General features: G+C 72.2%; 12 protein-coding genes. 8 read left to right on the top strand and 4 right to left on the bottom strand.

The features are described 5' to 3' along the window. Positions 1-31: 31 nt before the first annotated feature. Positions 32-250 carry a hypothetical protein gene (locus tag ABEA93_RS32630; RefSeq protein WP_345679494.1) on the bottom strand — a complete coding sequence of 73 codons (219 nt, stop codon included), beginning with the start codon at positions 248-250 and terminating at the stop codon, positions 32-34. A gap of 426 nt (positions 251-676) precedes the next feature. Between ABEA93_RS32630 and ABEA93_RS32625 the strand changes: the two genes are divergently transcribed. From ABEA93_RS32625 to ABEA93_RS32590, 8 genes are all read left to right on the top strand, one after another. Then, positions 677-1987 (top strand): glycosyltransferase, encoded by a 1311-nt coding sequence (locus tag ABEA93_RS32625; RefSeq protein WP_345679562.1) that lies wholly within the window; start codon positions 677-679, stop codon positions 1985-1987. Positions 1988-2091: 104 nt separating this feature from the next. Continuing rightward, the gene (locus ABEA93_RS32620; RefSeq protein ID WP_425585188.1) at positions 2092-2895 is read left to right on the top strand and encodes a GntR family transcriptional regulator; all 804 of its coding nucleotides are present in this window, start codon (positions 2092-2094) and stop codon (positions 2893-2895) included. A gap of 223 nt (positions 2896-3118) precedes the next feature. After that, positions 3119-4246 (top strand): TIGR03364 family FAD-dependent oxidoreductase, encoded by a 1128-nt coding sequence (locus ABEA93_RS32615; protein WP_345679493.1) that lies wholly within the window; start codon positions 3119-3121, stop codon positions 4244-4246. Between the two features lie 51 nt (positions 4247-4297). Beyond that, a complete protein-coding gene (locus ABEA93_RS32610; RefSeq protein ID WP_345679492.1) occupies positions 4298-4996 on the top strand; it encodes a phosphonatase-like hydrolase in 699 nt (232 codons plus the stop codon). Positions 4997-5033: 37 nt separating this feature from the next. Continuing rightward, positions 5034-6149 carry a 2-aminoethylphosphonate ABC transporter substrate-binding protein gene (locus tag ABEA93_RS32605; protein ID WP_345679491.1) on the top strand — a complete coding sequence of 372 codons (1116 nt, stop codon included), beginning with the start codon at positions 5034-5036 and terminating at the stop codon, positions 6147-6149. 137 nt (positions 6150-6286) lie between these two features. Beyond that, the gene (locus ABEA93_RS32600) at positions 6287-7528 is read left to right on the top strand and encodes an ABC transporter ATP-binding protein (RefSeq protein ID WP_345679490.1); all 1242 of its coding nucleotides are present in this window, start codon (positions 6287-6289) and stop codon (positions 7526-7528) included. Beyond that, positions 7525-8433, top strand: coding sequence for a 2-aminoethylphosphonate ABC transporter permease subunit (locus tag ABEA93_RS32595; RefSeq protein ID WP_345679489.1), 909 nt, complete (start codon positions 7525-7527; stop codon positions 8431-8433). Before ABEA93_RS32600 ends, ABEA93_RS32595 begins: the two co-directional genes overlap by 4 nt. Continuing rightward, positions 8414-9214, top strand: a complete 801-nt coding sequence (locus tag ABEA93_RS32590) for an ABC transporter permease (RefSeq protein WP_345679488.1) — start codon at positions 8414-8416, stop codon at positions 9212-9214. Before ABEA93_RS32595 ends, ABEA93_RS32590 begins: the two co-directional genes overlap by 20 nt. Positions 9215-9255: 41 nt before the next feature. Here the strand turns inward: ABEA93_RS32590 and ABEA93_RS32585 are convergent, their stop codons facing one another. From ABEA93_RS32585 to ABEA93_RS32575, 3 genes are all read right to left on the bottom strand, one after another. Next, positions 9256-10125, bottom strand: coding sequence for a spermidine synthase (locus tag ABEA93_RS32585; RefSeq protein ID WP_345679487.1), 870 nt, complete (start codon positions 10123-10125; stop codon positions 9256-9258). A 65-nt stretch (positions 10126-10190) separates the two neighbouring features. Further along, entirely contained in the window at positions 10191-11234 is a 1044-nt protein-coding gene (locus ABEA93_RS32580; RefSeq protein ID WP_345679486.1) for a 5'/3'-nucleotidase SurE, read from the bottom strand. Positions 11235-11486: 252 nt separating this feature from the next. Further along, a complete protein-coding gene (locus ABEA93_RS32575; protein ID WP_345679485.1) occupies positions 11487-11948 on the bottom strand; it encodes a hypothetical protein in 462 nt (153 codons plus the stop codon). Between the last annotated feature and the right edge of the window lie 941 nt (positions 11949-12889).

Here is a 12889-nt window from a genome sequence, read left to right as displayed (position 1 = left end):
CGCGGGGTCGGCCCGGGTCCGTTGCCTGGGTTCAGTGCACCGGCTTGAGTTCGTCGTGCCGGTACAGCGGGCGCAGGCCGTTGGCGAGGCGTACGCCGTACCAGCGGAACGGGGCCACCGGCGGGCGGTGGGCGTCACCGTAGACGTTCGCCACCTCGCCGAGCTGCCCCGCGCTCAGGCCTACCTGTACCCGGACGCGTGTTCCGACCGGATAGCCCTGTCCCCAGGACTTGGACGTGGTGTCACCCATGACAGGCACCGCCCTTCTGGCCCGGTGGCCATCGGCCACGCGCGGCCGCTCCAGTACCCCCGCCCGGATGTCTTCGGCGGCAAACCCCACCAGCTTGAGCGCATTTGAGTGATTACCATCTGATTCACCCGCACTCGTGAACGGGGTGTGAGCCGTCCGGCTCAACCCCCCGCGCCGTTTCCCCCGGGCGGCGGCACACTGCGCCCGGCAACCGGGTGACCGGAACCTCGAACGGCGGCGTCCCGGGCGGCGGAGTGCACACCCGCGGCATCGGCCACCCCCTAGGTGTCGGCCGCCGGACGGCGTCACCGGAGCGGCCGGGCGGGGGAAGCGCGCGCCAGGCCCCGCGGCGGGGGTCGGACGAGGCGCCGGATCCTCGCGCCCGCGCGCTCGGGCTGACAGGCTGTCCGGGTGGATGTGCTCGTGATGATCCTCGCGGTGGCCGCCGGTCTGTCGCTCGCGGCCTGGGTATACCTCGCCCGGTTCCACGGCGGTTTCTGGAGCACCGGGGAACGGCTCGGCGGGCGTGGGCTGCTGCGCCCCGAAGATCCGCCGCCGGTGGTGATCGTCGTGCCCGCCCGCGACGAGGCGGACATCCTCGCCGGGTCCCTGCCGACACTGCTCGCGCAGGACTACCCCGGCCCGGCCCGGGTGATCCTGGTCGACGACGGCAGCACCGACGGCACCGGCGACCTCGCCCGCTCGCTGGGCGCGGCCCCCGACGCGCGGCTGCCGCTCACCGTCACCACTCCCGGCCCGCCGCCGCCCGGCTGGACCGGCAAGCTGTGGGCGCTGCGGCACGGCGTCGAGACCGCCGAGGCGGACGCCGGGCACGACGGCCCCGAGTACTTCCTCTTCACCGACGCCGACATCGCGCACGCCCCGGACTCCCTGACCCGCCTGGTCACCGAAGCCGACGCCCGCGTCGACTACGACGTCATCGGCACCGGACCCGCGGCGCGGCTCATGGCGCGCACCTACCCGGGCCCGTTCGCGCTGGTGTCGGTGATGGCGCGGCTGCGCGTCGACACCCGGTGGGAGCGGGTCGTCGTGCCCGCGTTCGTGTACTTCTTCGCCAAGCTGTTCCCGTTCCGCCGGGTCAACGACCCCCGCCGCCGCACCGCGGCCGCGGCCGGCGGCTGCGTGCTCGTGCGCCGCGACGCGCTGGCCCGCGCGGGCGGCATCGAGGAGATCCGCGCCGCGGTGATCGACGACGTCAGCCTCGGCACCGCGGTCAAGCACAGCGGCGGCCGGGTACGCCTGGTCCTGGCGGATCCGCCGGGACGGGACGGCGCCCCGGTGAACGTCACGAGCATCCGCCCGTACCCGCGCCTGGCGGACCTGTGGCGCATGGTCTCGCGCAGCGCGTTCGCGCAACTGCGGCACTCGTGGCTGCTGCTGGCCGGCACCGTCGTCGGGCTCGCGCTGATCTACCTGGCCGCGCCGGTCGCGCTGCTGGTCGGGGCCATCACCGGCAACGTCGTGCTGATGGTGCTCGGCGGGCTGTCGTGGGCGCTGATGACCGCGACGTACATCCCGATGGTCGTCTACTACGGACGCCCGTTCCACGAGGCCCTGCTGCTGCCCTTCGCCGCGACGCTCTACCTCGGCATGACCGTCGACTCGGCGATCCAGCACGCCCGCGGCCGCGGAGCCGCGTGGAAGGGGCGCACCTATCCCGCCCCGGGCGAGACACCCGAGACACCCGAGACACCCGAGCCCGACCGGATCGCCTGAGCGTGCTCGCGGGCACGTGCACGGGCACGGGAGCGAGCGCGGCCACGCCGCCGATCGCGCGGCGATCCGGAATCGCGGGCCCGGCGACCCCTAGGCTCGACCCCATGCCCGCCGACCTGCCCGCCGACGCGGCCGATTCCCCCGTGCGCCCGGCCCGGCCCGACGCCATCGCACGGCCGTTCCGCGACGGTGTCCCCGAACACGGCCGCGTCCCCAAGTCCTACGCCGTCAAAATGCGCCTGCTCCGCCTCATGGACGAACTCGGCGAAGACGCCCTGCTCCCGCCCGAACGCGAACTCGCCGCGGAGTACGAAGTCGCCCGCAGCACCGTCCGCGCCGCGATCAACGAGCTGATCATGGAAGGGCGGCTGCGTTCCGCCCGCGGCCGCGGCACCTACGTCGCCCCGCCCAAGCTCGTCCAGCCGCTCACCCTCGCCAGCTACACCGAATCGGTGCGCTCGATGGGCATGACACCCGGCCGCCGCACGGTGACCCTCGAACACCACGTCGCCCAGCCCGACCTGGCGCGCCGGCTCGCCCTCCGCACGGGTGATCTGACGGTGCACCTGGAGCGCGTGCTGCTCGCCGACGGCGAACCGATAGGGCTGGAGAGCACCTATCTGCCGCTCGACCGGTTCCCGCGGCTGCTCGAGGTGCTGCGTCCCGAAGAATCGTTGTACCGCTGCCTTCAGGACGACCTCGGCGTGGTGTTCGCCGAAGCCGACGAGACCGTCGAGACCGTGCTGGCCGCGCCCCGCGAGGCGCTGCTGCTCGGCACCAATCCGGCGATGCCGATGCTGCTGACCATGCGCACCTCGTACGACCCCGACGGGGTACCGATCGAGCGGGTCCGCCAGCTCTTCCGCGGCGACCGCATCGGATTCGCCACCCGGCTGCGCGCGCAATGAGCCGGGCCGCATGAGCCCGGCAGCCCCGGCGGAGCCCCGCACGGGTCACGCCTCCGCCCCGCGTTGATAACGAGAAAGTAACAGGTCCGGACCTTAACGGGCTGTTCACTCGAGCGCCACACCGCCTCCGCCTGTCCGGCACCGGCCGCGCCCACGCTGGTCACCGTCCAGCCGGGACGCCGCAGCCGTGCGGGTGTCCCCGTGAACTGCCGGGAGGCGCAAGGTGCGGATCGTCGTGGTCGGGGGAGGCGTGCTCGGCACGATGCACGCGTGGGAAGCGGTCGCCCGCGGCCACGAAGTCGTGCACCTCGAGCGCGAGGCCGAGGCCCGCGGCGCCTCGGTCCGCAACTTCGGCCTGGTCTGGGTCGGCGGCCGCGCCGTCGGCGCCGAACTGCGCACCGCCGTGCGCGCCCGCGAACTGTGGGAGCGCATCGGCGCGGACGTGCCCGGCGTCGGCTTCCGCCCGGCCGGCTCGCTCACCGTGTGCCGCAACACCGAGGAAGTCGCCGTCGCGGAAGCGGCGCTGACGCTGCCCGACGCGGGGGAACGCGGCTTCAAGGTGCTCAGTACCACCGAGGCCCGCACGCTCAACCCGGCGCTGCGCGGCACCTTCGAAGCCGCGCTGTGGTGCGCGAACGACGGCGCCGTCGAATCCCGCGTCGCCCTGCCCGCGCTGCGCGCCCGCCTCGCCGCGACCGGCCGCTACACCTGGCTGCCCGGCCGCGAAGTCCGCGGCTTGACCGCCGACGGCACCGGAGTCCGCGACGACCACGGCACCGAGCACCGCGGCGACGCGGTGTTCCTGTGCCCCGGCGCGAACCTGGCCGGGCTGGTGCGCGAACTCGAACCGGAGATCCCCGTCCGCCGCGTGCGGCTGCAGATGATGCAGACCGACCCGCTCGACGAGCCGCTCACCACCGCGGTCGCGGACGGCGACAGCCTCCGCTACTACCCGGCCTACACGAGCCCCGCCCTCGACACGCTCGCCGCCGCCCACCCGCAAGGCCCCGTGCCCGCCGCGCACAAGATGCAGCTCCTCATGGTGCAGCGGCTCGACGGGTCGCTGACCATCGGCGACACCCACGAATACTCCGAACCCTTCGCCTTCGACGTGGTGAACGACCCCTACGACCACCTCGTCGAGGTCGCCGAAGCCCTGCTCGGCCGCCCGCTCCCCACCGTCCGCCGCCGCTGGGCGGGCGTCTACGCGCAGACCACCCCGGCCGGCGACCCGATCGTGCACCGCCGCGAAGTCGCCCCCGGGACCTGGCTGGTCACCGGCCCCGGCGGCCGCGGCATGACGTGCTCGCCGGCCATCGCCGAGGAGACCGCGAACCGCGCCGGACTCTGACCGACCCGCCCAGCCCCGCTCCCGCCGCTCCACGCCGGAAGGCCCACCACCATGACCCAGCTCGTCGTCCTCGACATGGCCGGCACGACGGTCGCCGACGACGGCCTCGTCGTCGAGGCGTTCACCCGCGCGATCGCCGCGGCCGGCGTCGACCGGGACACCCCGGACTACGACCGCATGCTCCGCTACGTCCACGACACCATGGGCGAGAGCAAGATCAGCGTGTTCCGCGCGCTGCTCGGCCACGACGAGGAACGCGCCCGCGCCGCGAACACCGCCTTCGAGGCCGCATACGGCGAGCTCGTCGCGGCCGGCGCGTGCGCGCCGGTCCCCGGCGCCGCCGACGCCATCGCCGAACTCCGCGGCGCGGGCGTCAAGGTCGCCCTCACCACCGGCTTCGGCCGGGACACCCAGGCCGCGATCCTCGACGCGCTCGGCTGGCAGGACATCGCGAACCTGGTGCTGTGCCCGGCCGACACCGAGCACGGCCGCGGCCGCCCCTACCCCGACCTCGTGCTGACCGCCGTCCTGCGCCTCGGCGTCGACGACGTCCGCGAGGTCGCCACCGCCGGCGACACCGCCTTCGACGTGCTGTGCGGCCTGCGGTCCGGGGCGCGTATCGCGGCCGGCGTGCTCACCGGCGCCCACGACCGCACGGCGCTCGCCGCGGCCGGTGCCACCCACGTCCTCGACTCGGTGCGGGACCTGCCCGCACTCGTCCGCACCGGCTCCGCCGGCTCGGCCGGCTGACAACGCACGACTCCCCGAAACCCCGAAAGGCACTCCGATGCGACGGATCCTCGGCTCGGTCGCCGTGGCCGGTGCGGTGGCGCTCACCGCCACGGCCTGCGGCGGCACCTCCGACAGCTCCTCCAACGCCGGCGGCACCAGCCCGCAGAGCCCCGCCGCGGCCGCCGCCGGCTGCACCGAGAAGGGCTTCACCGGCACCACGGACGCGAAGACCGTGACCGTCTACTCGGTCGACGGACTCGGCGACTGGTACACCAAGCGCTTCGCCGAGTTCGAGAAGCAGACCGGCATCAAGGTGCAGATGGTGGAGTCCGGCTCCGGCGAGGTCGTCACCCGCATGGAGAAGGAGAAGGCCAACGTCCAGGCCGACTTGGCCGTCACCCTCCCGCCGTTCATCCAGCGCGCGGCCGCCGCCGACCTGCTGCAGACCTACACCCCGGCGTGCGCCGACAAGGTCCCCGCCGCGGGCCGCGACACCGCCGACATGTACACCGCGATCAGCAACAACTACCTGTCCTGGATCTACAACCCGGACCAGGCCAAGCCCGCGCCCGCGAGCTTCAAGGACCTCCTCGACCCGCGCTTCTCCAAGCGCCTCCAGTACTCGACGCCGGGCCAGGCCGGCGACGGCACCGCGGTGCTCCTCGAACTCCAGCACGTCTACGGCAAGGACGGCGCGCTCGAGTACCTCAAGCAGCTCGAGAAGAACAACGTCGGCCCGTCGTCCTCCACCGGCAAGCTCCAGCCGAAGACGAGCAAGGGCGAACTGAGCGTGGCCAACGGCGACGTGCAGATGAACCTGGCGTCCGTGCACAACGACAACTCGAACTTCAAGCTGTGGTTCCCCGCGGACGACACCGGCAAGAAGTCGACCGTCGCGCTGCCGTACTACGCGGGCGTCGCCAAGGGCGCGCCGCACGCCGACGCCGCCCGCAAGCTCCTCGACTTCCTGCTCGCCACCGACGCGCAGGCCGCGCTCAGCACCGACGTCCGCGGCCTGCCGTCGCGCGAGGACGTCAAGCCCGCGGACTCCAACACCGCCGAGGTCAACGCCCTCATGCAGGGCGTCGAGGTCTACACGCCGGACTGGAACCAGGTCGTCAAGGACTTCGACGCGGACATCGCCGCGTACAACAAGGCCGTCGGCCACTGACGAACCGGGCGCGGCTCCGCACCGGCACTCCGGTCCGGACGGAGCCGCGCCCGCCCCGGGGGCGGCTCCGACCCCGCACCCGCCCCCAACCTCCCTGCCCCCCAAAGCCTTTCGCCAGGACGGAGGTGACCGCCCCGATGCCCGCAGTGCCCGCCGTGCCGGCCGCACCCGACAAGAAGCCCGGATCGTTGATCGAGCGGCCGACCGACGACATGCCCGCGCCGCGGTCCGCCGACCCGGCCGGCTCCGCCGACGCCGCCGACGCCGCCGACTCCGCGGGGCCGGCCGAACCCGCCGCCATCGGCATCACCGGCCTCACGGTCCGCTACGGCGCCGTGACCGCCCTCGACTCCCTCGACCTGCACGTCGCCCGCGGCGAGACCGTCGCCCTCCTCGGCCCGTCCGGCTCCGGCAAATCCACCGCCCTCAAGGCGGTGGCCGGATTCCTGCGGCCCACCGCGGGGCGCGTCACCCTCGCCGGACGCGACGTCACCCACGAACCGCCCAACAAACGCGGCATCGGCGTCGTCGTGCAGAACTACGCGCTCTTCCCGCACATGCGCGTCGCCGACAACGTCGCCTTCGGCCTCCGCGCCCGCCGCGTACCGCGTGCCGAGGTCGCCCGCCAGGTCGCCGAAGCCCTCGACATGGTCGGCATGGCCGCCTACGGCCGCCGTTACCCGCGCGAACTCTCCGGCGGACAGCAGCAACGCGTCGCCATCGCCCGCGCGCTCGCCATCCGGCCGCCCGTCCTGCTGCTCGACGAACCGCTGTCCGCCCTCGACGCCGCGCTTCGCGCCGATTTGCTCGGCGAACTCCAGCAACTGCGCGCCGACCTGCCGGACGTGGCGATCATGTACGTCACCCACGACCAGACCGAAGCCCTCGCCCTCGCCGACCGCATCGCGGTCATGCGCGACGCGCGGCTCGTCGACCTCGACGTCACCGGCCGCCTCTACCGCCGCCCGCCGAGCCCGTTCACCGCGGCCTTCCTCGGCGCCGCCAACCTGCTCCCGGCGCGGGTGGTCAGCGACTGCGCGGCCGACGCGGCGGGTACCCAAGCCCGGGTCGGGAACCTGACCGTCGCCGTCGACCCGTCCCGCGCGTTCCGGGCGGACGACGACGCCCTGCTGGTCGCCCGGCCGCACACGCTCACCGTCGCCGCACCGGACGCCCCCGGCGTGCTGCGTGCCCGGCTGACCGGCACGCAGTGGCGCGGCGCCACCTACCGGCTTACCTGCCTGCTCGACGACCCGGTCGGCACCGAAGTCCGCTGCGACGTGTCGTCCTTGGACGGCGTTCCGAGCCTCGGTGCGGCGATCGGCATCGCGCTGCCCGACGCCCCCTGCGTCCTCGTCCCCACGGAGGCGGGCACGTGACGGCGACCCTCGCCGCGGCCCCGACGGCACCGGCCGCCGAAGCACCGCCCGAGGCCCTTGCCCGGCCGCGCCGCACGGGCGCCCTGTGGCTGCTCCCGCCGCTCCTGCTCGTCGGCGGGTTCTTCCTCTATCCGCTCGCGCTCACCGTCAAGCAGTCGTTCGTCGGCAAGGACGGCCACGTCGGCCTCCAGGTCTGGCGCGACACCCTCGACTCGCCGGAATTCACCGACGCGCTCTGGCACACCGTGAAAATCGCGGTGCTGTCCACGCTCGGCTGCCTGGTCCTCGGCTTCTTCCTCGCCGTGGTGCTGAGCTTCGTGCCGTTCCCCGGCGCCCGGCTGGTCGCCCGGCTCGTCGACACGATCCTCGCGTTCCCGTCGTTCCTGATCGCGCTCGCCTTCACGTTCCTCTACGGCACCGTCGGCGTCGTCAACGCGGTCGCCGACGACCTGGGCGCCGGACAACCACTGGTCGGCTTCCTCTACTCCCCGTGGTGCGTGATCTTCGCGGAGATCACCTTCTACACGCCGTTCGTGATGCGCCCGCTCATCGCCGCCTTCGCGCTCGTACCCCGCGAACGCCTGGAAGTCGCGGCGAGTCTGGGCGCGTCCCCGTGGCGCGTCATCCGGCAGATCCTGCTGCCGGAAGCCCTGCCCGCGCTCGCCGCCGGCGGCAGTCTCACGCTGCTGCTCACCCTCAACGAGTTCGGCATCGTGCTCTTCATCGGCGCCAAAGACGTCACGACACTTCCCATGCTCGTCCACGCCAAGGGCGCGGTGACCTTCGACTACCCCGGCGCGTGCGTCGTCGCGGTCGTCGAAGTCGCGCTGTCCCTCGCGCTGTACGGGCTCTACCGGTTCGTTTTCTCGAGGACGGGGGCAGCTCGTGCTGGTGTGGTCGCGTAGCGGACGCCTCGCCGTCTGGGGCCTGTTCGCCTTCGTCTTCGTCCCGGTCGTGCTCGGACCGCTCGCCATCCTCGTCCTCGCCGCCTTCGCCGGCGACTGGAACTCCGTCCTGCCCGGTTCGTGGACGACGCAGCACATCCGCGACGCGACCGGCGGCACCAACCTCGACAGCGTGATCGTCAGCATCGAGACCGCGCTGCTCGCCGGAAGCATCGCCGTGGTCGCCGGCACGTGGGCCGCGATCGCCGCCCGCAACGCCCCGCGTCCGCTGCGCCGGCTGACCGACGCGGTGTTCCACCTGCCGGTCGCGGTGCCGTCGGTCGTCGTCGGCCTGGGCATGCTCGTCGCCTTCAGCGACGGCCCGGTCCTGCTCAACGGCACCAAGTGGATCGTCATCGCCGCACACGCGGTGCTCGTGGTCGCGTTCGCCTACTCCACGGTGTCCGCGGGCCTGGACCGCACCGACCGCATCTACGCCGACGCGGCGGCGAGCCTCGGCGCCGCGCCGTGGCGCGTCCTGGTCCGGGTGCGCCTGCCCATGCTGATGCCGTCGATCTCCGCCGCGGCGAGCCTGGCCCTGGCCCTGTCCATGGGCGAGGTCGGCGCCACGATCATGGTCTACCCGGCCGACTGGCGGACGCTCCCGGTCTCCGTCTTCACGCTCACCGACCGCGGCAAGGTCTTCCTGGGCTCCGCGGTCACGCTGACCCTGCTGCTCGCCACGCTCGTGCTGCTGACCGCCGTCGGCATGCTGCGCGGCAAGGTCGAGGAACGGCGCTAGGTCGTGCCCTGGGCCCGGCAGATTCGCGGGCCCGGTCTCGCCTAGCGGCGTTCGAACACCTTCGGCGGCGGCTTCGGGGAGGCCTGGGCGGTGGCGTCCAGGACCACCTGGGCGCCGCCGGTGAACGCCGCCAGCTCGCCGCCGTCCTCCACCCGGCCCGGGAACGGGTCCGAGGCCGTGCGCCGGCTCAGGTCCGCGAGCGGGAGTTCGCGGCGCGACGCGGCCACCACGACGTTGCCGAAACGGCGGCCGCGGAGCACCGCCGGGTCGGCGATCATCAGCACGTGCGGGAACAGCGCGGCAATGGTCGCCACTTGGGAGCGGACGAAGTCCAGGCGCCCGCCGTCGGCCAGGTTCGCGGCGTACACGCCTTCGGGCCGGAGCGTCCGCACGACCTCTTCGACGAACTCCAACGACGTCAGGTGCGGCGGAACTTGCGATCCGCTGTAGGCGTCCACGACGGCGAGGTCGAAGAACCCGTCCGGCGCCTTCGCCGCGATCGCCCGTGCGTCCCCGTTGCGCACCCGGATGTGCGCGTTCTTGTCCAGTGGCAGGTACTCGCGCACGAACGCGATCAGCCGCGCGTCGATCTCCACGACCTGCTGCCGGGAGCGCGGCCGGGTGGCCGAAATGTAGCGGGGAAGCGTCAGCGCGCCGCCGCCGAGATGGAGCGCCTGGATCGGTGTCCGCGGGGGAGCGCACAGGTCGGCGATGTGGCCGAGACGCCGGATGTACTCGAATTCCAGCCATGTCGGATCGTCGAGATCCACGTGCGACTGCGGTGCTCCGTCGGTGTGGAGCGTCCAGGCCCGCGACCGGTCGGGGTCCGGCTCCAGCGCCGCCTCCCCCGAGTCCACCTCGGCGCGGATCGGATCGGGCACACCCCGGCTGCGTCGCGGTTTTTCGGCCATGCGACCAAGTATCGGCAAAGCGCGGGCCCGGGGCACGGCCGCGCCCCGGGCCCGCACGGTGCGGACTACTTGCCGTTCTTGACGAACTTCTCCAGCTTGTGGTCGTCGCCGCCGCCGTACGTGCGGTTCGAGTCGACCGCGCCCACGGTGATGTGGCCCTGGTTCAGCAGCGTCCAGTCGGCGTTGCGCTTCTCCTCCGGACGGCAGAACGTGCCCGGTGCGGCGCAGTCGCCCATGCCGATGGCGAACGTGTCGCCGGTCGGGACGTAGGCCACCGGCACCACGGTCTCGGTGCCGATCTCCGCCCACACCGGGCGGCCCGGGTTCCGGCCCTCGACCGCGTTCGGGTAGTTCACGCTCACCACGAACTTGTCGGTCAGCAGGTCCTTCTGCTTCAGACCGGCGACGAACCCGGGGATGAAGTCCGCGAACGCGCGGTAGGTCCGCTCGGTCACCTTGAAGGTGTCCATGTCCATGCCGGCGCTCAGCGCGATGGCCGGGACCCCGTTGTCGATGCCGGCGATCGCCGCCCCGAGGGTGCCGGAGTCGTTGGTCACCGAGGCGACGTTCGGACCGGAGTTCGCGCCGGTCACCACCAGGTCGGGGCCGTTCTTCCAGCCGACCTTGGCGGCCAGGCCGCCGCGGACCGCGAGGCGGACGGTGTCCGCCGGGGTCGCGCTCGGCGTCGTCGGGCCGCACGGCGCGGAGCCCTTGCACACGCCGAACACCACGCCCTTGCTCGGCGCGCCGGCGCAGTCGTTCTCGAAGCCGGCGGGCAGCGCGGTGCGCTGGGACACGGTGAGCGCGCCGGAGCCGGTCGCGCTGGTGCCCGCGCCGCTCATGTACGCCCACGGCGCCATGACGACGACGTCCGCACCGGCCGCGCACAGCGCGCGGCGGACCTCGTAGAGGCCGCGGCCGTCGGCGCCGTCGGGGCGCGCCATCTGCATCGAGTCGTCGTTGCTCAGCAGGATCTTCATGCCGGCGACGGACGGGCGGTCGTTGCCCTGGCGGTCCCAAGGCGCCGCACCCGCCGCACCGGTCAGGGACAGAACGAGCGCGCCGGCGCCGACAGCGGCTGCGGGCACGGCGAAGAAACGCTTCTTCATCTGCATGGGTATCGGCCAACTCCGACGTCGGGAGAGCGTTCGGACGGCGACGGCAGGGGCGGCTGCCGAGGCGGAACGCTCGGGTCCGGATGACCGTAGAGCGAATCCCTAGCACTAGCTAGGTTTGTAATCAGAGCGTGATCGAAACACTTCTCCCGCAGGTCGGCGGGACGCAAGAACGCCGCCGGGCCCGACCGCGGAGATGCGGTCGGGCCCGGCGGCGTGCTGTCGGGACGAGTAAAGGGAAGGAGTTCAGCCGTCCGCGGTGGGCTGGCCGCCCGCGAGCCGCGGGCTCGCCTCGACGGGGAGGACCTCCCAGGTCAGCTGCTCGGCGGCGAAGAAGCACTGCGAGCGGCCGACGATGTCCACCGCGTCGACCGGCTCGTACTGACTGGGCCCGTCCACCGGGTCGAGGTCGAGATAGAGCAGCTCGCCGTGCGCCGTGTCGGCGAAGCGGGACACGACCGGGTCGAAATAGAGCATTCCGGAGAACCCCTTGCCGTGCTCGATCCGGTAGTCGCGGAGCCCGGACAGGCGGAACTCGACCGGCGTCCACGGCCAGCCGTGCTCGCGGTCGCGCGCGTCGACCACCACACGGGCGACGGCACCGCCCGGCGTGAACGGGTCGTCGATGCTCACATGGGTGATGCAGCCGTTTTCGAAGTCGTACTCGGCGAGCAGGTCGCCCAGAGTCTCTGGCGTGAGCAGCGGCATCGGCTCTTCAAGTCCTCCGGTCGATGTCGTATGACGACACCATGATGGGACCTGCGGCGCCGCCGTCACCTCTCTGTCTACTCCCTGCACCTACTCCCCGCGGGTGAATCCGGTCCGCGGGCCGGCTGGCCGGCGGCAGGTGTCCGACCTGCGGCGATCGGTCCGGGAAGCCCGGGAAGCCCGGTGTACCGGGCCGGTGCGGCAGGCAAACCTCGATTTGCGGCCGAGTGACGACGTGGGTACAGTCATCCCACCGCACAGCAGGGAGACCCGAGACTGCGTGTGTCCGGACCTCGTCCGGAGCGCACGTTGGCTGGTCCCGCGAGCGGTGATCCGCAGAACCTCGAACAAAGTACGACGCGCTATCGGCGCTTCGTGCTGGTTTGCACGTGCCTGTGGATCTCTCCGGACTCGCACCGGAACGCAGCTCGACACCGCCGATTAGGCGAAACGAAATGCGATCCGCTAAAGTTTGGAGCGCCGCAGGAAAAGCCCGCAAGGGAATATCCGAAGGCGAAAGCGGAAAGCGAAGCGGGGCCGAAAGGATCTGCTAAGCTGGAAGGGCCGGAAGAAAAGCCGAAAGGCCGCTCGGAAGGCCGGCGGAAAGCGAAAATCGGGCCGGAAACGGTGTGATACGCTGGAAGCGTAGAAACAAAGAAACACAGCAAAACGAAGAAGCGAAACGCCCGGAGAGACCGGTGAAAGGGTCTCAAAGGAAGCGTCCGTTCCTTGAGAACTCAACAGCGTGCCAAAAGTCAACGCCAAAGAATATCCCCGGCGTTCACGACGAAGCGGACCGTCCGGTCTGCGGAGTGTGTTCGCAGGGATTCCTTTGAAAAATCCTCCGGCTGGTCAGCGGCCGGGGGTCACAGCAAGGACGCAAGCGCACATCGGACTATTCCTCCGGTGGGGCGCGGCTCCTTCGTATGTGTCTGACCGGA

This window comes from Yinghuangia aomiensis (genome assembly GCF_039542225.1).
GTDB classification, from domain to species: domain Bacteria; phylum Actinomycetota; class Actinomycetes; order Streptomycetales; family Streptomycetaceae; genus Yinghuangia; species Yinghuangia aomiensis.
Note: the sequence above shows the minus strand (reverse complement) of the source record. Positions and strands in the feature narration are given on the sequence as shown.

Bases quoted from the DNA above. Each gene is read 5' to 3' on its own strand.
- ABEA93_RS32580 (WP_345679486.1), bottom strand. From the start codon at position 11,234: ATGAAGAAGCGTTTCTTCGCCGTGCCCGCAGCCGCTGTCGGCGCCGGC.
- ABEA93_RS32605 (WP_345679491.1), top strand. From the start codon at position 5,034: ATGCGACGGATCCTCGGCTCGGTCGCCGTGGCCGGTGCGGTGGCGCTC.
- ABEA93_RS32620 (WP_425585188.1), top strand. From the start codon at position 2,092: ATGCCCGCCGACCTGCCCGCCGACGCGGCCGATTCCCCCGTGCGCCCG.
- ABEA93_RS32630 (WP_345679494.1), bottom strand. From the start codon at position 250: ATGGGTGACACCACGTCCAAGTCCTGGGGACAGGGCTATCCGGTCGGA.
- ABEA93_RS32585 (WP_345679487.1), bottom strand. From the start codon at position 10,125: ATGGCCGAAAAACCGCGACGCAGCCGGGGTGTGCCCGATCCGATCCGC.
- ABEA93_RS32610 (WP_345679492.1), top strand. From the start codon at position 4,298: ATGACCCAGCTCGTCGTCCTCGACATGGCCGGCACGACGGTCGCCGAC.
- ABEA93_RS32575 (WP_345679485.1), bottom strand. From the start codon at position 11,948: ATGCCGCTGCTCACGCCAGAGACTCTGGGCGACCTGCTCGCCGAGTAC.
- ABEA93_RS32600 (WP_345679490.1), top strand. From the start codon at position 6,287: ATGCCCGCAGTGCCCGCCGTGCCGGCCGCACCCGACAAGAAGCCCGGA.
- ABEA93_RS32625 (WP_345679562.1), top strand. From the start codon at position 677: ATGATCCTCGCGGTGGCCGCCGGTCTGTCGCTCGCGGCCTGGGTATAC.